Source organism: Luteibacter aegosomaticola, assembly GCF_023078475.1.
GTDB lineage: Bacteria > Pseudomonadota > Gammaproteobacteria > Xanthomonadales > Rhodanobacteraceae > Luteibacter > Luteibacter aegosomaticola.
This window is the reverse complement of sequence record NZ_CP095741.1, coordinates 4,594,050-4,611,558: the sequence shown is the minus strand read 5'-3', so window position 1 is coordinate 4,611,558 and position 17,509 is coordinate 4,594,050. Positions and strand designations below refer to the sequence as shown.

Sequence of the window (17,509 nt, the reverse complement as noted above, 5' to 3'; positions counted from 1 at the left end):
GACAAATGCCACGACCCCGCTACACATTACGCGGGCACCGCCAATGATTGGGTTGGTGCCAAGCACCTGCGTAACGGGGTAGGCCTGCGCATGGCTTGTCAATGGCAGACAAAGTAGCGCCGACGTGAGATATGCAATCCATCGCTTTGTGAATACGTTTCGAGATGTTGTGAGGGCCATGACGTTGTGCCTGTCGACAATGGATCAGATGACCTGGAGCGATTCGGGAATCGAGCAGGACGTTCCGGTACCGAGTTGGCCAATGGAAGACCTCAATAGACCTAGCAGTGCGGATCGCTGCATTTGAGAGACCTGATTGCTACTTACGAAGGCCGCAGCGCGTCTTCCCACTGCATTAGCTTCGTCGCATCGATTTGCCATCATTGCGAAAAAGGTCCAATCGAGCGCAATCATTGCGCGATTACCATCTGTCCCTGCTGACTTGTCATCCTGAATTAAGGTCAGGGCCTTTTCGAAGGCGGCCGCGCCACCGATAAAATCGTCTGTTAGAAAGAGAACACGGCCCTTGTAACGGTAAGCTTCTGAGAGGACAGTGGGCGGCTGATCTGTCTTGGATGTGGCGGCGTCTATCATTTGCATCGCACTTTTCCAGTCATGAAGATTGATTGCTTCATTGGTGAGGATCACGAGCTGGGCGACGCCCGCGTGGTCGCCTATTCGCTTGAGGAGCGACGACGCATACTGGATGTCAGCGATGATCTGAGGCGTTACCATTTGGGTCGCGATCTGCGCTGATTGCGGATCTTTGGCGGTTTGAAACGCGCTAACGATTGATTGCCTCAACGAGGCGACCTCGTTGGAAGTCTTGTTGAATTCAACGATGTCGCGCTCAAGCTCTTGGTGCGGTTGCGACCACAACTGGTTCCCAAGTGAAAGAACGCTAAGGACGATACCTATCAGCAGGGCTAGGAAGCTCGCGTTATCTTTTATCTTCTCGATGGTGGTCTTGATTTTCGGCTCTTCGAGCTTCTTGAGTCGACCTTCGATATTCTCTATGACCACGCCTAGATAAGCGCTTGGTCGTTCGTCATCGTCAAGATGGCTATTGGCATCGTCAGACACGGTTATCCTCCGGCCGGAGAGGTGTCTCCGGTGGTGACTGCGTCGAATGAATTTGCTCTGCCAGAGGAAAGGATTTACGCCTCGAATATCAAGGGGACAATATCTCTTTCGGCTATCGAAGAGGCACAGTAGGAATTCTTATGCCTTGCGGCGTCGATTGCCGAGCTATAAGGGACACGAACCGTCGAGCGAGCCTCGGTCAGCGGGCCTTGCTTTGTTCGCAACGGGTGCGGGGACGTTTGTCGGTGACGGCAGTGCAGGATATCGCTTGAATGCGACTTGATTGGCTTAAGGGAATGATGCGAGGGCGCTTCGATCGACGAATAGGTCCGTGACGGACCGCTTGTTCCAGCCTGAAATTTGAGTGATTGCAGTCGTGTCACGGAAGCTAGTCGTAAGCTTGGTTATGCCGCTCATCTGGCGCGTCGACTATCATCTATCCGCTGATTTTGAGGTTATCGAGCGGGCGACTTGGCGCTATTTTTGGTACGGAGACGACTTCAAGTGGCTTCTAAATTACGTCAGTTCCATCGACGGTGAACGTTGGGTTGAAACTCTTTTTCTCAGTACGTCGCGAATTCCTTTGCGACGATAAAAGGTGAAACGACACGCCGATCTGAGTCATCGAATATGGCCGACAGAATGACGACGACAGGGATGCCCTCTTTCAGTGCGCCAGGATTCGGATGTACGTCGAATCGCGCATCAGAGCGTCGAGAACTCATCTGCGAAGGAACCGTGTTCCCGCACGAAGACGGTCGACTCTTCAGTGGCGCGCTGAAGCTCGTGGCGGTTCCGTTCGAGGATGCTCTTCTTTTCGGCCACGAAGGCCGCAAACGGGGCTTCGACGTGGGCCGAGAGATTCGACGTCAGCTCGCGCGCCTGCACGACCAGATCGACGTTGATCGACTGGGTCAAGGCGCGCTTCGGGGCGGACCGGTCGTAAACAGCGATTGCCATGGGAGGCTCCGGGGATGGGGCGGCTACACAGTCTATGCGCATGCATCCGCGCATAGAACTAGGAGCTTCCGCGTACCAGCTTGTGCTCCACGAAACGAAACGTGTGGACTCGGGGGCGGTCAGGGCCTTGGGGCCGACATGAGCGGAGGGCCGCCTGGCGTGGCGCGTTTCGCGAGAGGGGTGCCTACGGCCCGGTCCGAAGGTCCGCGACTGGCGGCCCCAAGGCCCTGACCGCTCCCGACCCCGACAGACACCCAGCCTAAGGCGGCGCGAGCCGCTCAACACATGCATTCGCGCTAGCGAATGAACCGATCAAACAAGCGAGACGCAGCGGACGCACCCGACAAATAGCGACCACAAAAAAGGGCGCCGTCGGGCGCCCTTTTTCTTCACTACGCGATGGAATCAGTAACGCGGCACAGTCGGATCGACTTCGCGCGCCCATGCATCCATGCCGCCTTCCACGTTGAACAGGTTCGTGAAGCCGTGGGCCGCGAAGCGGTCGGCGGCAGCGCGGCTGGAGATGCCGTGGTGGCAGATGAACGCGATGGCGGTGTCCTTCGGCAGCGAAGCGAGCGCCTCGTAGCCTTCATCCTCAAGGATACGGGCACCGGCCAGCGGCGCAGCCATGGCGCGGCCGTGGGCCGGGCGCACGTCAACGAGCAGGATGTCGCCAGCGGCCAGGCGATCCTTCAGCTGGTGCACGCTGATCGAGGTGATCTCCACCGCGCCCGGGAACTTCAGGCTGAGGCCTTCGCCCTGCATGGTGGTCACCCAATCGATCACGATGCCCTTTGCGCGCTGGGCGCTGCCCGGGTCGAAATGCACTTCGATACCGTTGGCAACGGTGATGATGTCGTGGTCGCCCCCCGGGGCCAGCTGGAAGCCAGCGCTGTGGTCCGGGCCGATCTCCAGGTGCAGGGCCATGCCCTGGGCATTCGCCATGCCACCGCGGATGGCCTCGGCCGCCTTGTCGGTGATGGTGATTTCCGGCGGGGTGCGGTCCGGCGCAGTGCCGCCGAACAGGGTGTAGAGCTCACCGCTGGTGTACATCTGGCGGATGATGTCGGAACCGCCGACCAGCTCGCCCTTCACGTACAGCTGCGGGATGGTGGGCCACTGGCCGAATTCCTTGATGCCTTCGCGGATCTCCGGATCTTCCAGCACGTTCACGGTGTGGTACTGGTCGACCACATCGTTCAGGGTGTTGGTGGCCGCGGCGGAGAAGCCGCACATCGGCTGCTGGCGCGTACCCTTCATGAACAGCACGACCTCGTGCTGGGCGAGAAGGGCTTCGATGCGCTCGCGGGTGGGGGTATCAAGAGCCATGGAGGGGATCACCGCAAAGGGAAAGGGGCCATTTTACCGGCATCCCTCGCACATGGGCGCTATCAAAGTGAAATCAACCCACCAGGGTCGGTTCCATCGAGGTCAGGTGGGCCAGATCGGCCCGGCAATCGGCCAGCGGGGCGAAGCTGAGCACGGCTTCCGGCGACGGCAGCACCGTCTCACGGCTGGCGCGACCGAGCGGCGTGTAGCGCTCGGTCCAGTGGACCAGCTCCATGGCGCCGCTGAAGTCCTCGACCAGCGCCGTGCAGTGTTCCACCCAGTCGCCGTCGTTCAGGTAGAGGATGCCGTTGATCGGGCGCATGTGGCCGAAGTGGATGTGCCCGCAGATGTGCCCATCCAGGCCGCGTTCGGCGGCATCGGCCGCCACCCGCTGTTCGTAGCCGCGGATGTAGGCCATGGCCATCCCCACGTGCGACTTGATGATGATCGATAGCGGCACATAGGGCAGCTCCATCCGCCGGCGCACCGCGTGCATGCGCCGGTTGGCCCAGCAGATCATCCGGTGCATGGCATCGCCGAGCACGGTGAGCCAGCGCTTGCCGATGTGCTCGGGATCGAATTCGTCACCGTGGCTGACCCGGTAGCGGCGGCCGTCCGCACCTTCGTGCAGGGCATCCAGCTCCACGCGGATGCCGGCGATGGTCGAGCCTGCCAGGCCGCGCATCTGGTAGTCGTGGTTGCCGGGGATGTAGATCACCTCGATGCCGCGAGCGGCCATGGCGATCAGTTCCGCGATGACGGCGCTGTGGTCGGGGTGCCACCAGTGGCGCTTGGCGAGGGCTTCCAGGTCGACGATGTCGCCGACGAGGTAGAGCCGCTCGCAATCGACGCTGCGTAGGAAGTCGAGGAGGTAGGCTGCCTTGCAGTCAGGCGTGCCGAGGTGGACATCCGAGATGAAGGCGCTGCGACAGGTGAGCTTGGCCATGACGGCGATTTCCGGGCTTTTCCCGGGTCATCAGTATCGGGCCACGCTGTAACCGTCGGATGGCGCTCGTGTTTCAGGAAGGTTGCGACAGGGCGTCGACAGCTTCGGGGAAGATGGCGTCGGTCCAGCGGGCGTATTGCGCGGCCGAAGGGTGCAGGCCGTCGTCGACGAGCATGTCGTCGGCATCGCCTGCATCGCGGGAGATGCCGGTGATATCCACCCATGCCGAGCCTGCCCGTTCGACTTCCTCACGGGCGATGGCATTGAACGTATCGATCTCGCTGGCGATGGCCTTGCGGTCACGGCCTTCGGCGAAGCGCGTCACGCCCCAGTCGGGGATGGAAACGACAACAACGCGTGCGGCATCGCCGGCCAGAGTCACCGCGCGGTCGAGCAACGCGGCGAACTGCTCGCGATACTCATCCTGCGCACGGCCGCGGTACTGGTTGTTCACTCCAATCAGCAACGTCACGAAGCCATAGCCCGCATCGAGCGAGGCTTCATCCATCGCCGCCGAAAGCTCATCGGTGGTCCACCCGGTGGTGGCGATCATGCGCGGCGCCTGCACGTCGACATCGGCCGCCTGCAGCCGCGTGGCGAGCTGCACAGGCCAGCGGCCTTCCTCCGGCACGCCCTCGCCGATCGTGTACGAATCGCCGAGGGCGAGGAAGGACGGTGAAGGCATCAGGCCACCGCGCTCGTGGCCGGACGGTCTTCGGCGGCCATGCGGGCGAGCACGCGATCCATGCGCGTGAACACCTCGGCCAGCTGCGCCGGCTCGGGCAGCAGGGTGAGGCGCAGGTGTCGGCTGGCGTGCAGGTTGAAGCTGGTGCCCGGCACCACGAGCACTTCCTCTTCTTCGAGCAGGCGCAGCGCGAAGGCCGTGTCGTCGAAGTGGGGAATGGCGTCCGCGCGAATCCACGGGAACGCGTAGATCGCGCCGCCCGGTGCCACCACGTCGAGGTACGGGCTGGCGGCCACGTTCTCGAGGATGATCCGGCGTGCTTCGTGCAGGCGGCCGCCTGGCGCGGTGAGTTCGCCGATGGTGGGCTTGTCGAGCAGGGCGGGGCGTACGGCCCACTGCGCGGTGACATTGGCGCACAGGCGCAGGGCGGCCAGCAGCTGCAGCGCATCGCGATACTCGGCGATGCGTGCCTTGCTGCCCGAAAGGCTCATCCAGCCCACGCGGTAGCCGCAGGCGCGATGCACTTTCGACAGGCCGCCAAAGCTCACGCAGGGGTGATCGCCGGCCACGGCGGCAAGCGGCTGGAACGGTGTGCCGTCGTAGAGGATCTCGTCGTAGATCTCGTCGCACAGGAGCAACAGGTTGTGCTTGCGGGCGACCTCGACGATGCGCTCCAGCAGTGCCTTCGGATAGACGGCGCCGGTGGGATTGTTCGGGTTGATCAGCACCAGGGCGCGCGTGCGCGGGCCGACCAGGGCATCGATCTCTTCCGGATCGGGCAGGTGGCCGTTCTCCGCCAGGCAGCGGTAATAGCGCGGGCTGCCATCGTTGAGGATGGTGGCGGCGCTCCACAGCGGGTAATCGGGACTTGGCAGCAGCACTTCGTCGCCGGGCTGGAGCAGGGCACGTAGCGAGATATCGATGAGCTCGCTCACGCCGTTACCGATGAACACATGCTCCACATCCACGCCGCGGGCGCCGCGCGCCAGCTGTTGCGCGACGATGGCCTCGCGGGCTTCTTCCAGGCCCTGCTCGTGGCCATAGGCCTCGCTCTCACCGAGGTGGCCGGCGATGGCCTCGCGCAGGTGCGCGGGCGTGGTGAAGCCATAGCGGCCCGGGTTACCGATGTTGAGCTTGATGATCGGCTTGCCGGCGGCTTCCAGTTCGCGCGCACGCCGGGTGAGGGCGCCACGGATTTCGTAGCGCACTTCCGCCAGGTGCGCGCTGGGCTTGATCGAGGACACGTTCTGCGACTTCCAATGCGGCCCGCCAGGCCCTTTCCCGGCGGTCGTCACCCGATCCTAACAGCGTCGTGATGGCCCCGCGAGGCTGAAATCGGGCGTAGAGCGGGCATAATCGCGGGCATGACCGATCCCGAAGGCCTGGCGCGCTTGCGTCACATTGGCTGGCGCGACGACGCGCTGCCCGACGATCCACGCCGCCTGGCGCGCGTGGTGGCGCAGCATCGTGCCGGTTACGAGGTGCACGACGGCACCGAAGCGTTCAATGCCCAGCCGGCCGGCCAGTTCCTCAAACGCGGCCTGGACCCGGCCCAGCGTCCCGCCGTGGGCGACTTCGTGCTGCTCAGCCGTGCCACCCACCCGGTGATCGAGGAGATCCTCCCGCGCCGTTCCACGCTGACCCGCGCGGCGGCTGGCGAGCGCTACGAGCGCCAGGTGATCGCGGCCAACATCGATTTCGTGATGGTGCTGACGGGTCTGGATGGCGACTTCAATCCCTCGCGTATCGAGCGCTACCTCACCCTGGTGGAAGGCTCCGGCGCCCGCGCCGTGGTGCTGCTCAGCAAGGCCGATACGGGCGTGGACGTGGAAGCGGCGGTTTCGGGCTTGCTGGCCCGGCTTCCGGCCGATTCGGCGGTGCATGCGATCAACGGCAAGGATCCGGCGACGGTCGACCTGCTGGCGCCCTACCTCGGGCCAGGCATGAGTGCCGTGCTGGTGGGCTCCTCCGGTGCGGGCAAGTCCACGCTAACGAACACACTGCTGGGCGAAGAACGCATGGCGACGAGTGCCGTGCGTTCCCACGATAGCCGTGGCCGCCATACCACCACCCACCGCGCACTGCTCAGCCTGCCCACGGGTGGCTGCCTCATCGATACGCCGGGGATGCGCGAGCTCAAGCTCACCGGCGAAGAAAACCTCGATCTGTTCGCCGATATCGAAACCCTGGTCGCGCAGTGCCGCTTCACCAACTGCACCCATGGCAAGGAGCCGGGTTGTGCGGTGCAGGCCGCGCTGGCCTCGGGCGAGCTTTCGCCGCAGCGCTGGCGCAACTTCCTCAAGCTGCATGAGGAACGCGAAGAGCAGGCGGCGACCATGGAAGCGCGACTGCGCCGCAAGGCTGGCCCGAAACACAGTGGCGGCAAGCCGCGCCGCGGCGGCTGGTCGCACGACGAGGATTGAGCCCGCGGTCAGTACGTGACCGTGACCGTGATGATGTCGCTATACGAGCCTGCGACGGCGGCGGCCTGCGTGGGCACGCGCCCGTAGACCGTCAGGGTTTGTTCGGAGCCCGTGCCTGAACTGGTCAACGTGTCCGTGTTCAGCGTATTCCCCCATCGCGAGGTGCGGGCCGAATCGCGGTAGAGCTCGTAGGTGACGAGGTTACTCCCCGAGGCCATGCGTCTTATCGAGCCGGAGCCCGCGTTCTTGCCGTTATCCAGGCCAATCTGGAACGCTGCGCGATTGGTGCAGGTGGCGCGGATGAGCGAGGTCTGGTCGGTGTTGGTTTTCAGCAGGCCCGACACCGAACCGAAATTGAGATCGGTGGCGGTGCCCACGGTGCACTTGGCGGCCACGGATGCCGTCGCGTTGGTCGAAGGGCCCGCGACCGTCGCTGCCGCAGCGGTGCCACCCGCGGTGCAGCTGGCGGGAAACGTGCCGAGCGAAAGCAGCACTTCGTTGTAACTGTAAGTCAGCGATGTGCCCGTGGTGCCCCCCGCGATCGTGCCTGTGTACGAACCCGGCGACAACGATGATTGGCCCGCTGTCACGCGGCCATACGCGGTAATCGTTCCCGAGACGGAGCCGCTGCCGCTGAGGATCGGTACCTGCACGGTGATGAAGAAGGGTGCGTACGTGACATTGTTCACGACACCCCAGATGGCGGTATAGGTCTGGTCCTTGTACACGTTGTACTGCATGCGATCGCCAAGTGGATCGACCATGGTGCGCGGCGCCAGGTTGCCCAGCACATCCTGGCCGAGGCTGATGCACATATTGATGTTGCTGGAGAACAGGCCGCTCAGAAGGCCGGAGTAGGTGCAGGTGTAACCGATGGTGGCGTTGGTGTTGACGACGCCGGCGGTCGGGTCCACCGCTCCGAACGCGAAGTTGGTGACGCTCGTGATGCTGCACACGGTGGTAGCTTCGGTGTGCGGCGCCGCGAACAGCGCCGCGCATGCGAGCAGGAAGAGAGCGAGCCATTTCATGGCGAAGGCCTGCAGGTGAGGGGCCCCAGCTCGGGCAGGTCGCGCGCGTGCTCAGGGTAGGTGAGCGCGGCCGTGCAGCGGGTACCGTCGGGTAGGGTGACCATGAGGTTCGTGCTGCCCTTGAGGTTATCGAGGTAAGCCTGGCCGTCGTAGCCAACGATCGCGGGTTCACCGCTGCCGGTCTCGACGGTGGAGCCCAGCGGGATCGGGGTGCCATCGACATTGACCAGGATGGCGAGCGCCGCGCGTACCCGTTTCACCGGGAAACGCACCAGTACGCCGGAGCGGTCGGCGGGTGCGACCACGCTATCGACGCGCTGCACGCGTTCGTCCGCGGGCAGGTCGATCGGATCGATGGCGAGGCGGTTGTCCTGCCATGCGTTGAGCCGCGAAACCAGGAGCAAGCCGTTGCTATCGGTGACACCCGTGCGGCGGTTCTCCAGTAGCACCGGGATATCAGGCGCACCCTCGGTGGACACGAGGGCGAATGCGTCATCGATGCGACGTGCAGTGAACACATGGCCGCCCATGAGCACCAATGCACCGTTGGCATCCGCGTAGGAATACGACGAAGGCCCGATCGTGCTGACGCCCATGGTGAGCTGGCCATGGTTGCCGAGCCAGCCCACTTCACCGAGGCCACCAGCGGCATCGCCACTGCGGCCCTGCACGTGCCAGCCAAAGCCACCATCACCGTCGATGGGATGGTTCGCATCGATCGTACCAAACGTCTCGGTGCGGTCGCGCTGCGCGGAGGTCGTGTAGGTCGTGCGCTCGTCGAGTGCCCACGTGACGCCCACGAAGAAGCTGCGATCCGCGTGCTCATCGAGGTTCTGGTTCATGCTCGCATTCACCGAGATGCCGCGCGTGAGGTTGCGCAGCACGAACAGGCCCACGTAGCGCGTGGTCGGCTGGCCGCCGTAACGCAGGCGGACGTAATTCGCGCCGAAGCTTGATTCGCGGACGTTGAAACCGATCAGGGCGCGATCGCTCGCACGGGGCGGCGGCGAACCGTAGCTCGAGGCCACGTCGCGGTAGCTCGCATTGCTGCGCAGCGTATCCACGGAGAAGTTCATGTAACGGCCGCTCCAGGAGATACCGGCGCCGTATTGCGCGCCGCCTCCGTGCGATGCGGCGTACGACGCGTTCACCACGCTCGCGCCGAAGGCATTCCATACCGCACCCATGCCCGCCACGCCACGTCCGGCGCCTGCTTCCGCGTGCGATTCCAGCGTGAGCTGGTCGGTCATGCCGCGTCGCCACGTGGCGCTGCCTACCGGATCGTCGCCGTATTCGAAGGAGTTGATGCCGTAAGCCTCGCGCACCGTGCCGAGTTCGAACGACCAGTCGTCCAGGCCGGTGCGCAGGAGTTGCCGCGCGGCGTAGAACGGAAAAGTGACGGTGCTCGTTCGGCCCAGTGCATCCGTGAGCACGACCTGCGCCTGGCCTGACTGATCGACACCTGGGACGGCGGTGAGCTGGAACGGGCCCGATGGGACCTTGCCGCTGTACTGGCGGATGCCATCGACATAGAGCTCGACGGACGATGGCGCCGTGGCTTCGCCGAAGAATTGGGGAAGCGGCGTCGTCACACGGTACGGCTGGAGCGCGAAGTCCGTACCCAGCGCAATACCGCCAATGCGCGTCGCGCGGCTCCACGAGGTGTAGCCCGTGAACGTATCACCCACGGTCAGGACCATCGATTTATCCGGGAACGAAAGCCGCCATTGCGTATCCAGACGGACGGTATCGCCACGCCAGCCGCCGCCGGTTTCCTGGTAGCGGCGGGTGAGCGAGGTGTTGCTTAGCACGCCCATGTTCTCGCTGAAGGCGCGTAGTTCGGCCAGGCCGCTGACGTTGCCGAGGCCATCGCCGTGGGCGGCATAGATGTCGTAATTGAGCAGCAGGCCGGTGCCGCTGGTGGCCTTGGTCGCGGCCCGCTCGGGCTGGTTCAGTACGCGGCGCGGCAGGTCGAGCTTGCCGTTGGGTACATCGATGGTGACGCGTTGCTGGCCTGCGTCGTAGCTATAGCGCAAGCCCTGGATATCGAGCAGGCAGCGCATCTCATCACCGGGCGGCAGGACGAAACCCAGGCCGCGCAGGTCGGCAGCCTTCGCGCAAAGGGCCTCGCCGCGGCGGATGAAATGCATCAGGCGTTCGGTCGCGGTGCCGTTGAGCACCACTTCAAGGTAGAGGTCTTCGCCATCGACACCCATCCGCGGATCCATGGTGGGCGGTGGGATGGCATCGGTGGCGTGATCCAACGCGTGCACGGCGGCGGCCTTGAGCGCGAGAACGCTAGCGGCTGCCCGCGTCCACGACCAGAGTCGACTCGCTCGCCTCACCATTGATCCTCGCGCGTAATGCGCCGGTGGGGCGCGCTTCCGATGGCAGGGGCCAGCTCATGGTGCTGCCGGGCAAGGCATAGCCCACGAGGCCGGGAAGGAGGTCGATGTTCTTGCCGCCACCATCGCGCTGGGTGACATCCGCTACCTGCGCGTGGCCGGAACCGGTATTGCGTACGCGGAGGCGGTTGCCATCCGGTGTGGTTTCCACGGTGGCCTCGAGCGCGGCATGGACGGTGGGGTCGCCAGCAGGTGCGAGGAAGACAGGCACCGAATAGCGGAGGACGAACTTGAGGCCGGTTTTGTCGGCGCCGCCAACGGGCAGTTCATCGACGACGACGCGATAGGCGGTTTCATTACCGTCGGTCGGCGGTGCGACCTGGCGGATGACGCGCACGAGCTGGCGATCGCCGGGAGCGATCGTCACCATCGGCGGGCTTACGACCAAATCTTTCGATGCTTCGAGCACATCCTTGCCATCGGCCTGGGTCCACCGAAAGACGCGCACCTGCGCATGCAGGGTCTCGGTGCCGGTATTGGTAAGCCACATGGCCTGGGCCTGCTCGGATGCAGCGAGGTGCAAGCCGATGGGCGATACCTGAAGGCCGCTGGCGAACGCCGGCACTACGCCGCCCATCGCCAGCGCTGCGATGAGAAGGGTAGTGCGTAACGTCCGTGCGAGCACCGTGGCGTCTTTAGTACGTAATGGTGGCGGTGATCACGTCGGCATAGCTGCCGGCCGGGAAGTTCGTGGACGGCACGCGGCCGAACACCGGCAGCGTCTGCACCGTACCGCTGCCGGTACCGGCGAGGACGTTGCCGCTGCCACCGGTGGTGCTGCCCCACACATCGGCGGCGGTGCGCGTGGCGGCGCGATACAGCTGGTACGGGACGAGCGAGGTGCCGTTACTCATCTTCCGTGAATTGACGTCGGTGCCGTTCTGCCCGTTATCCAGCGCTATCGTGTACGGCGCGCTGGGCGTGCAGTTCACGTTGAGCGCGCCCTGGTTATCCACGTTGGTGGCGGTGGAAGGCTGCGAGCCGAAGTTAACGTCGGTCGGTGCCGTGGTGCTGATATCGCACGCGGCGGTAATGGTGATGCGGACGTTGAACGTCGTGGTCGCCGTGGCGGCGTGAGCGCTGCCCGCAACGAAAGCGAAGGTGGCGGCGGCGGCAAAAACAACACTGCGGATCGTGGTCATGTGAGCTCTCCAGGCGTCCACCGCGAAAGGGTGTGTCGGCGCGACGTACTTCCGTCACGTGCAAGGTTCGGGACTACGCGTTGGCTGGGAAGTGAATTTCACGGTCTGTTGCCGGAATGGCCTACAGGTGCCGAAACCGCGCACGAAACTGTCAAGGGTGTTTGACTTTCGAATCATCGAAATCGGCAAAAAAGCCTGACACGACATACATCTAGCGCTGTGTGATGCGGTGCGGGATGACGCGCCGCGTCGGCTTCCGCCGGGCCGCGTCGAAAACCCGTCATTGAGTGACGTGTGTCACAAAAACCGGGTGTCAAGCTTCCTTGACAAGGGCGCCGGGCCAGCGCAGGATGATGTCAAGCGTGCTTGACACGCTCCACGTCAACGGAAGGAGTCTGACCATGTCGTATCGCCTTGCCCTGCGCGCCGCCGCCCTCCTGATGGCCGCTGCCGTCGCCTCCACCCTTCACGCAGCCCCCTCGGCCACCTCGCCCGCAGGCGCTTCCGCGCAGGCCGTGCAGGTGGGCACCCTCAAGGTTGAGCGCCACGGCAAGGCCGGGCGCCCGGTCATCCTTATCCCGGGGCTGGCAGGCGGTCCCTGGGTGTGGAAGGAGACCATCGCCGAGCTGGAGAAGAGCCACGTGGTCTACGCCGTTACCCTGGCGGGCTTCGACGGCACGCCGGCGCCGTCGGCTGACGGCAACTGGATGGATCGCGCCGACGCCTCGCTCGCCCAGTTCATCACGCAAAACCACCTCGAGAAGCCCGTGCTCGTGGGCCACAGCCTCGGCGGTACGCTGGCGCTGCGTTTTGCCGGGCGGCATCCCGACCTGACCGGTGCCGTCGTCGCGGTGGATGGCCTGCCGATCTTCCCGGGCATGGAGCGGGTGACGGCCGAACAGCGTGCGGCCATCGCGGGCCAGCTCAAGGCGAAGACCGAATCAGCCACCCCGGAAGAGTTCAAGGCGCAGCAACTGGCCTACATGCAAACCGTCGGGACGCTGGACCCGGCGACCGCGCAGCGCGTGGCGCCGCTCAACGCACGCAGTGACCAGAAGGCGGTGGCACGCTACATGGCCGAGGACGCTGGCGCCGACTACCGCCCGGAACTGAAGGCCGCGAAGGCGCCGATCCTGGAGATCACCGCGTTCGCCGACCAGGATGCGCAGATGGGGCCGGTGAAGATCACCGAGGCGCAAAAGGTGGCGTACTACACGTCGCTTCTTGCGGACGCGCCGCAGGCCAGGGTGATCGCGCTCGCACCGTCGCGGCACTATGTCATGCTCGATCAGCCGGCCGCGTTCGGCAAGGCACTCAACGATTTCATCGGGGCCCACTGACATGGCGATGCGTGCCGTCCACAAGCGTTACCTGCGGGAATTCTTTCCCGCGATGGCGGGGTACATGGTGTGTCTGTTCGTCTCCGTCGCCTGGCTGAAAAGCCTGGACGGCCTGCTTGCCCGGACCCTTGTGACGCTCCTGCCCGCTCTTCCCATCGCGTTCGTCATCCGCGCCATGGTCAGGGTGATTCGCGATCAGGATGAGCTCGAGCGGCGCATCGATCTCGAAGCCATTGCCATCGGTGGCGGCATTGGCGGCTTCGGCTTCTTTACCTACGGTTTGCTGCTTAGCGCCGGGCTGATCACGCCGCCGACGGCCGCCTCCGTCGCCATCTGGGTGTTCCCGGTCCTGATGGGCCTGTTCGGCATCGCCAAGTGCGGCATGCGTCTGTATTACCGCTCGCATGAATAACCGCGTCCGCGAACTGCGCACGGGCCTGGGCTGGTCACAGGCTGACCTGGGCGAACGCCTCGACGTATCGCGGCAGACCGTGAACGCCATCGAGACCGGCAAGTACGATCCCAGCCTGCCGCTGGCGTTCAAGATCGCGAAGCTGTTCTCGCTATCCATCGAATCCATCTTCACGCCGGAGGCATGAAGGCATGAAACGCGCTCCACGCATCGCCATCGTTGTTGCCATCGTCGCCGCTGCGTTCGTCAGCCGGCAGGCCATGCGGCACGGGAACGAAGAGGCCGCCGCGGCGCCTCCCGTCGCCGACACCACGCCTGCCACACCGCGTACATGGCAGTTGGGTTCGCTCACCCTGCATCCCTGCGAACTGCCCCAGCCACACTCGGGTCTGTCGGTGGCGGCATGGTGTGCACCGTTCCAGGTGCCCGAAGATCGCGAGCACCCCGAGGGGCGCAAGCTCGATATGCATCTCGCGGTGATCCGCAGCAGCGCGCAGGTGCCTGCGGAAGATCCGGTGGTATTCCTCGCTGGTGGCCCCGGCCAGGCGGCGACGGAGACCTATGCCAGCATCGCGCCGGCCATGGCGCTGGTGCTGGCGCATCGTAACGTCGTGTTGCTCGACCAGCGCGGCACCGGCTCGTCGCATCCGCTGAGCTGCCGTGAAGGCAGCGATGATGGCGTACCGGGTGGCTCGGAAGAGAGCAGCGGCATCGACGAAGCAGCCGTGAAGAAGGAAACGAAGCACTGCCTGGATAGCCTCTCGGCACAGGCCGACGTGCGCTTCTACACGACCACCGACGCCGTGGCCGATCTTGAAGCCATGCGCCAGGCGCTGGGTTCGCCGAAGCTCAACGTGCTGGGTGTCTCGTACGGCACGCGTGTCGCCCAGCAGTACGCCATGCGCCATCCGGATGCCGTGCGCACGCTCACCCTCGATGGGGTGGCGCCCAACGCGCTGGTGCTTGGCGAAGACTTCGCGGTGAACCTCGATGCGGCGCTGAAGGCTCAGTTTGCCCGCTGCGCGAACGACGAAGCCTGCCGCGCGCGCTTCGCCGATCCCTACCAGACGCTCTACCAGTTGCGCGATGCGCTGCGTGCGAACCCGCACAAGGTCAGTTTCCGCGACCCGCAGACGTATGCCAGCACGCAGCGCGTGCTGAGCGAATACATCCTGGCGACCGTGGTGCGCATGTTCGCCTACTCGCCGGAAACGGCGGCCCTGTTGCCGCTCTCGATCGATGCCGCCGCGCGGGGTGACGTAGGCCCGCTGTTGGGGCAGGCGCGCCTGCTCACGGGTGACCTGGGTGACACGATGGACGGCGGCATGCAGTACTCGGTGATCTGCTCCGAGGACGCGGACCTGCTGACCTCGCGCCCCCAGGACAAGGACACGATCCTCGGTGACAACATGATCGAGGCCTTCAAGGCGGCCTGTGCGGTATGGCCGCACGGCAAGCGCCCGGCCGATTTCCACCAGCCGCTGCAAAGTGCCGTGCCGTCCCTGCTCATGTCCGGTGAATACGATCCGGTGACCCCGCCGCGTTACGGCGAGGAGGTGCTCAAGGGTCTGCCGAACGGCCGCCACTTCGTGCTGAAGGGGCAGGGCCATAACGTGATCGCGCGTGGTTGCATGCCGCGCCTGCTCGACCAGTTCATCGACAAGGCCGATGCGAAGACGCTGGATGGCAAATGCCTCGAACGGCTTTCGCCCGCCCCCGTGTTCGTCGGTTTCAATGGAGCCACGCCATGATCGAAGTCAAGGACCTGCGCAAGGCGTTCGGCGACGTGAAGGCCGTCGACGGCGTGAGCTTCACCGCTCGCGATGGCGAGATCACCGGATTGCTGGGGCCGAACGGCGCCGGCAAGACCACGACGCTGCGCATGCTTTACACGCTGATGAAGCCCGATGCGGGCCAGGTGCTGGTCGATGGTATCGACCCCGCCGCGGACGCCGTGGCCGTGCGCCGTCGGCTCGGTGTGCTGCCCGATGCCCGGGGCCTCTACAAGCGGCTTACCGCCGAAGAAAACATCACGTACTTCGGCCGCCTGCAAGGCATGCCGGAAGCAGACATCGCACGCCGCCGCGAGACGCTGATCGATGCCCTGGAAATGCGCGATATCGCTACGCGGCGCACCGAGGGCTTTTCACAGGGCCAGCGAGTGAAGACGGCGATCGCTCGCGCGCTGATCCACGACCCGCGCAACGTGCTGCTCGATGAGCCTACCAATGGCCTGGACGTGATGGCCACGCGCGCCATGCGTCGCTTCATGCGTGAGCTGAGGGCGGAAGGGCGCTGCGTGCTCTTCTCCAGCCACATCATGCAGGAGGTGGCTGCCTTGTGCGATCGCATCGTGGTCATCGCGCACGGCACCGTGGTCGCGGATGACACGCCAGCGGCTCTGCTGGAGCGTACCAGCGAATCGAGCCTCGAGGATGCCTTCGTGAAGATCATCGGCACCGACGAGGGCCTCGCCGCATGAACGCGTTTACCGCCGTCTACTGGAAGGAAGTGCGCGAGAACCTGCGCGATCGCCGCACGCTCGTCAATGCGCTGCTGACGGGCCCGCTGCTTGGGCCGGTGCTGTTCATCATGCTGATGAACGTCATGGTGAACCGCGAGCTGGCCCGTGCCGACCAGCCCATCCACGTGCCGGTCATCGGCGCGGAGCTGGCGCCTAACTTCATGAATGCGCTGCGCGGTGCGGGCATCGATGCCGATCCTGCCGTCAACGATCCTGAGCGGGCCGTGCACGACATGCGAGCCGATGTGGTGATCCGTATCGCGCCCGACTACGTGAAGGCCTGGAACAAGGGACAGTCGGTGCAGGTCGAGGTGATCTACGACTCCTCGCGCCGCGATGCGAATACCACCGTGGCGCGGGTGCGCGGGGTGGTCGAGAACTTCGCCCGGCGCGAAGGTGCCATGCGCCTGATCGCTCGCGGACTTTCGCCGTCGACGGCGTGGCCCGTGACCGTCGCCGATCGTGACCAGGCCACCTCGCAGTCGCGTTCCGCGCTGATGTTCTCGTTCCTGCCCTACTTCTTCGTGCTTACCGTTTTCATGGGCGGCATGTACCTCGCCATTGACCTGACCGCGGGCGAGCGCGAACGGCAGTCGCTGGAGCCGTTGTTCGTGAACCCGGTGGCTCGCTGGAAGATCCTCGCCGGGAAGCTGGCGGCGATCTGCACGTTCTCGCTCATCAGCCTGCTGCTGAGCGTGGCCGCATTCTCCACGGCGCCGCTGTTCATCCCGACGGAGAAACTGGGCATCGTGCTGGATCTGGGCTTCCGCTTCGGCTCGCAGGTGGTGCTGGTCATGCTGCCACTTATCGTTCTGCTGGCCGCCTTGCAGTCGCTCGTCTCGGCATTCGCCAAGAGCTACCGTGAAGCGCAGACGTACCTGTCGATCCTGATGCTCATCCCGATCCTGCCCAGTGCATTGCTGTCGGTGATCCCGGTGAAGCCCGAGGCATGGATGTATGCGGTGCCGCTGCTCGGACAGAACCTCGGCATCGTGCAGTTGCTGCGTGGCGATGGGATGACCGGGCAGGAGCTGGGGCTATGCCTTGCCGGTGGTTTCGCGGCGGCCGCCGTGGCGGTGTGGGCGACGGCCATGCTCTATCGCTCCGAGCGCCTCGCCATCTCAGCGTAGGAGCCCACCCTGTGGGCGACATCTTTCGCTATAACGCTACAGGCCCTGCTGCTCTTTCGCGAAAGATGTCGCCCACAGGGTGGGCTCCTACCGCGGGGCCGT

General features: G+C 64.7%; 17 protein-coding genes. 7 read left to right on the top strand and 10 right to left on the bottom strand.

The features are described from left to right. Window positions 1–204: 204 nt before the first annotated feature. The 6 genes from L2Y96_RS20755 to L2Y96_RS20730 all read right to left on the bottom strand — a co-directional run bounded on the left by L2Y96_RS20755 (window position 205) and on the right by L2Y96_RS20730 (window position 6,247). Window positions 205–1,083: a hypothetical protein gene (locus L2Y96_RS20755; RefSeq protein ID WP_247330076.1), complete on the bottom strand. Its 879-nt coding sequence runs from the start codon at window positions 1,081–1,083 to the stop codon at window positions 205–207. Between the two features lie 705 nt (window positions 1,084–1,788). Continuing rightward, window positions 1,789–2,043 (bottom strand): type II toxin-antitoxin system CcdA family antitoxin, encoded by a 255-nt coding sequence (locus L2Y96_RS20750; RefSeq protein ID WP_247330074.1) that lies wholly within the window; start codon window positions 2,041–2,043, stop codon window positions 1,789–1,791. Window positions 2,044–2,448: 405 nt separating this feature from the next. Continuing rightward, the gene (gene grxD, locus L2Y96_RS20745; RefSeq protein WP_247330072.1) at window positions 2,449–3,372 is read right to left on the bottom strand and encodes a Grx4 family monothiol glutaredoxin; all 924 of its coding nucleotides are present in this window, start codon (window positions 3,370–3,372) and stop codon (window positions 2,449–2,451) included. Between the two features lie 73 nt (window positions 3,373–3,445). Beyond that, complete coding sequence (locus L2Y96_RS20740) at window positions 3,446–4,318, bottom strand: UDP-2,3-diacylglucosamine diphosphatase (protein ID WP_247330069.1); 873 nt, start codon at window positions 4,316–4,318, stop codon at window positions 3,446–3,448. A 73-nt stretch (window positions 4,319–4,391) separates the two neighbouring features. After that, on the bottom strand, window positions 4,392–5,003 hold the full coding sequence (locus tag L2Y96_RS20735; protein ID WP_247330066.1) for an SGNH/GDSL hydrolase family protein: 612 nt from the start codon (window positions 5,001–5,003) through the stop codon (window positions 4,392–4,394). Continuing rightward, window positions 5,003–6,247: an aminotransferase class I/II-fold pyridoxal phosphate-dependent enzyme gene (locus L2Y96_RS20730; RefSeq protein WP_247330063.1), complete on the bottom strand. Its 1,245-nt coding sequence runs from the start codon at window positions 6,245–6,247 to the stop codon at window positions 5,003–5,005. Before L2Y96_RS20730 ends, L2Y96_RS20735 begins: the two co-directional genes overlap by 1 nt. A 120-nt stretch (window positions 6,248–6,367) precedes the next feature. On the opposite strand from L2Y96_RS20730, the gene rsgA reads away from it, so the two are divergent. After that, window positions 6,368–7,426, top strand: coding sequence for a ribosome small subunit-dependent GTPase A (gene rsgA / locus L2Y96_RS20725; protein WP_247330061.1), 1,059 nt, complete (start codon window positions 6,368–6,370; stop codon window positions 7,424–7,426). An 8-nt stretch (window positions 7,427–7,434) separates the two neighbouring features. On the opposite strand, the gene L2Y96_RS20720 is transcribed toward rsgA, so the two are convergent. The 4 genes from L2Y96_RS20720 to L2Y96_RS20705 are packed head-to-tail and all read right to left on the bottom strand — an operon-like array spanning window position 7,435 to window position 12,001. Further along, window positions 7,435–8,454 (bottom strand): Csu type fimbrial protein, encoded by a 1,020-nt coding sequence (locus L2Y96_RS20720; RefSeq protein WP_247330059.1) that lies wholly within the window; start codon window positions 8,452–8,454, stop codon window positions 7,435–7,437. Further along, window positions 8,451–10,727 (bottom strand): fimbria/pilus outer membrane usher protein, encoded by a 2,277-nt coding sequence (locus L2Y96_RS20715; RefSeq protein ID WP_247330057.1) that lies wholly within the window; start codon window positions 10,725–10,727, stop codon window positions 8,451–8,453. The genes L2Y96_RS20720 and L2Y96_RS20715 overlap by 4 nt, the downstream gene beginning before the upstream one ends. A 25-nt stretch (window positions 10,728–10,752) precedes the next feature. After that, entirely contained in the window at window positions 10,753–11,484 is a 732-nt protein-coding gene (locus tag L2Y96_RS20710; RefSeq protein WP_247330055.1) for a fimbrial biogenesis chaperone, read from the bottom strand. Between the two features lie 10 nt (window positions 11,485–11,494). After that, the gene (locus L2Y96_RS20705) at window positions 11,495–12,001 is read right to left on the bottom strand and encodes a Csu type fimbrial protein (RefSeq protein ID WP_247330053.1); all 507 of its coding nucleotides are present in this window, start codon (window positions 11,999–12,001) and stop codon (window positions 11,495–11,497) included. Between the two features lie 401 nt (window positions 12,002–12,402). Here L2Y96_RS20705 and L2Y96_RS20700 point away from each other — a divergent pair, with 401 nt between their 5' ends. The 6 genes from L2Y96_RS20700 to L2Y96_RS20675 are packed head-to-tail and all read left to right on the top strand — an operon-like array spanning window position 12,403 to window position 17,407. Further along, window positions 12,403–13,341, top strand: a complete 939-nt coding sequence (locus L2Y96_RS20700; RefSeq protein WP_247330051.1) for an alpha/beta fold hydrolase — start codon at window positions 12,403–12,405, stop codon at window positions 13,339–13,341. Between the two features lies 1 nt (window position 13,342). Next, complete coding sequence (locus L2Y96_RS20695) at window positions 13,343–13,753, top strand: hypothetical protein (protein WP_247330049.1); 411 nt, start codon at window positions 13,343–13,345, stop codon at window positions 13,751–13,753. Further along, complete coding sequence (locus tag L2Y96_RS20690) at window positions 13,746–13,940, top strand: helix-turn-helix transcriptional regulator (RefSeq protein ID WP_247330047.1); 195 nt, start codon at window positions 13,746–13,748, stop codon at window positions 13,938–13,940. Before L2Y96_RS20695 ends, L2Y96_RS20690 begins: the two co-directional genes overlap by 8 nt. A gap of 4 nt (window positions 13,941–13,944) precedes the next feature. Next, window positions 13,945–15,504 carry an alpha/beta hydrolase gene (locus L2Y96_RS20685; protein ID WP_247330045.1) on the top strand — a complete coding sequence of 520 codons (1,560 nt, stop codon included), beginning with the start codon at window positions 13,945–13,947 and terminating at the stop codon, window positions 15,502–15,504. After that, window positions 15,501–16,235, top strand: a complete 735-nt coding sequence (locus L2Y96_RS20680; protein ID WP_247330044.1) for an ABC transporter ATP-binding protein — start codon at window positions 15,501–15,503, stop codon at window positions 16,233–16,235. Before L2Y96_RS20685 ends, L2Y96_RS20680 begins: the two co-directional genes overlap by 4 nt. Then, window positions 16,232–17,407, top strand: a complete 1,176-nt coding sequence (locus L2Y96_RS20675; protein ID WP_247330043.1) for an ABC transporter permease — start codon at window positions 16,232–16,234, stop codon at window positions 17,405–17,407. Before L2Y96_RS20680 ends, L2Y96_RS20675 begins: the two co-directional genes overlap by 4 nt. Window positions 17,408–17,509 lie beyond the last annotated feature (102 nt).

Excerpts from the sequence above, each read along its gene's own strand:
- L2Y96_RS20750 (WP_247330074.1), bottom strand. The coding sequence starts at position 2,043 with ATGGCAATCGCTGTTTACGACCGGTCCGCCCCGAAGCGCGCCTTGACC.
- grxD (WP_247330072.1), bottom strand. The coding sequence starts at position 3,372 with ATGGCTCTTGATACCCCCACCCGCGAGCGCATCGAAGCCCTTCTCGCC.
- L2Y96_RS20740 (WP_247330069.1), bottom strand. The coding sequence starts at position 4,318 with ATGGCCAAGCTCACCTGTCGCAGCGCCTTCATCTCGGATGTCCACCTC.
- L2Y96_RS20735 (WP_247330066.1), bottom strand. The coding sequence starts at position 5,003 with ATGCCTTCACCGTCCTTCCTCGCCCTCGGCGATTCGTACACGATCGGC.
- rsgA (WP_247330061.1), top strand. The coding sequence starts at position 6,368 with ATGACCGATCCCGAAGGCCTGGCGCGCTTGCGTCACATTGGCTGGCGC.
- L2Y96_RS20720 (WP_247330059.1), bottom strand. The coding sequence starts at position 8,454 with ATGAAATGGCTCGCTCTCTTCCTGCTCGCATGCGCGGCGCTGTTCGCG.
- L2Y96_RS20705 (WP_247330053.1), bottom strand. The coding sequence starts at position 12,001 with ATGACCACGATCCGCAGTGTTGTTTTTGCCGCCGCCGCCACCTTCGCT.
- L2Y96_RS20700 (WP_247330051.1), top strand. The coding sequence starts at position 12,403 with ATGTCGTATCGCCTTGCCCTGCGCGCCGCCGCCCTCCTGATGGCCGCT.
- L2Y96_RS20695 (WP_247330049.1), top strand. The coding sequence starts at position 13,343 with ATGGCGATGCGTGCCGTCCACAAGCGTTACCTGCGGGAATTCTTTCCC.
- L2Y96_RS20690 (WP_247330047.1), top strand. The coding sequence starts at position 13,746 with ATGAATAACCGCGTCCGCGAACTGCGCACGGGCCTGGGCTGGTCACAG.
- L2Y96_RS20685 (WP_247330045.1), top strand. The coding sequence starts at position 13,945 with ATGAAACGCGCTCCACGCATCGCCATCGTTGTTGCCATCGTCGCCGCT.
- L2Y96_RS20680 (WP_247330044.1), top strand. The coding sequence starts at position 15,501 with ATGATCGAAGTCAAGGACCTGCGCAAGGCGTTCGGCGACGTGAAGGCC.
- L2Y96_RS20675 (WP_247330043.1), top strand. The coding sequence starts at position 16,232 with ATGAACGCGTTTACCGCCGTCTACTGGAAGGAAGTGCGCGAGAACCTG.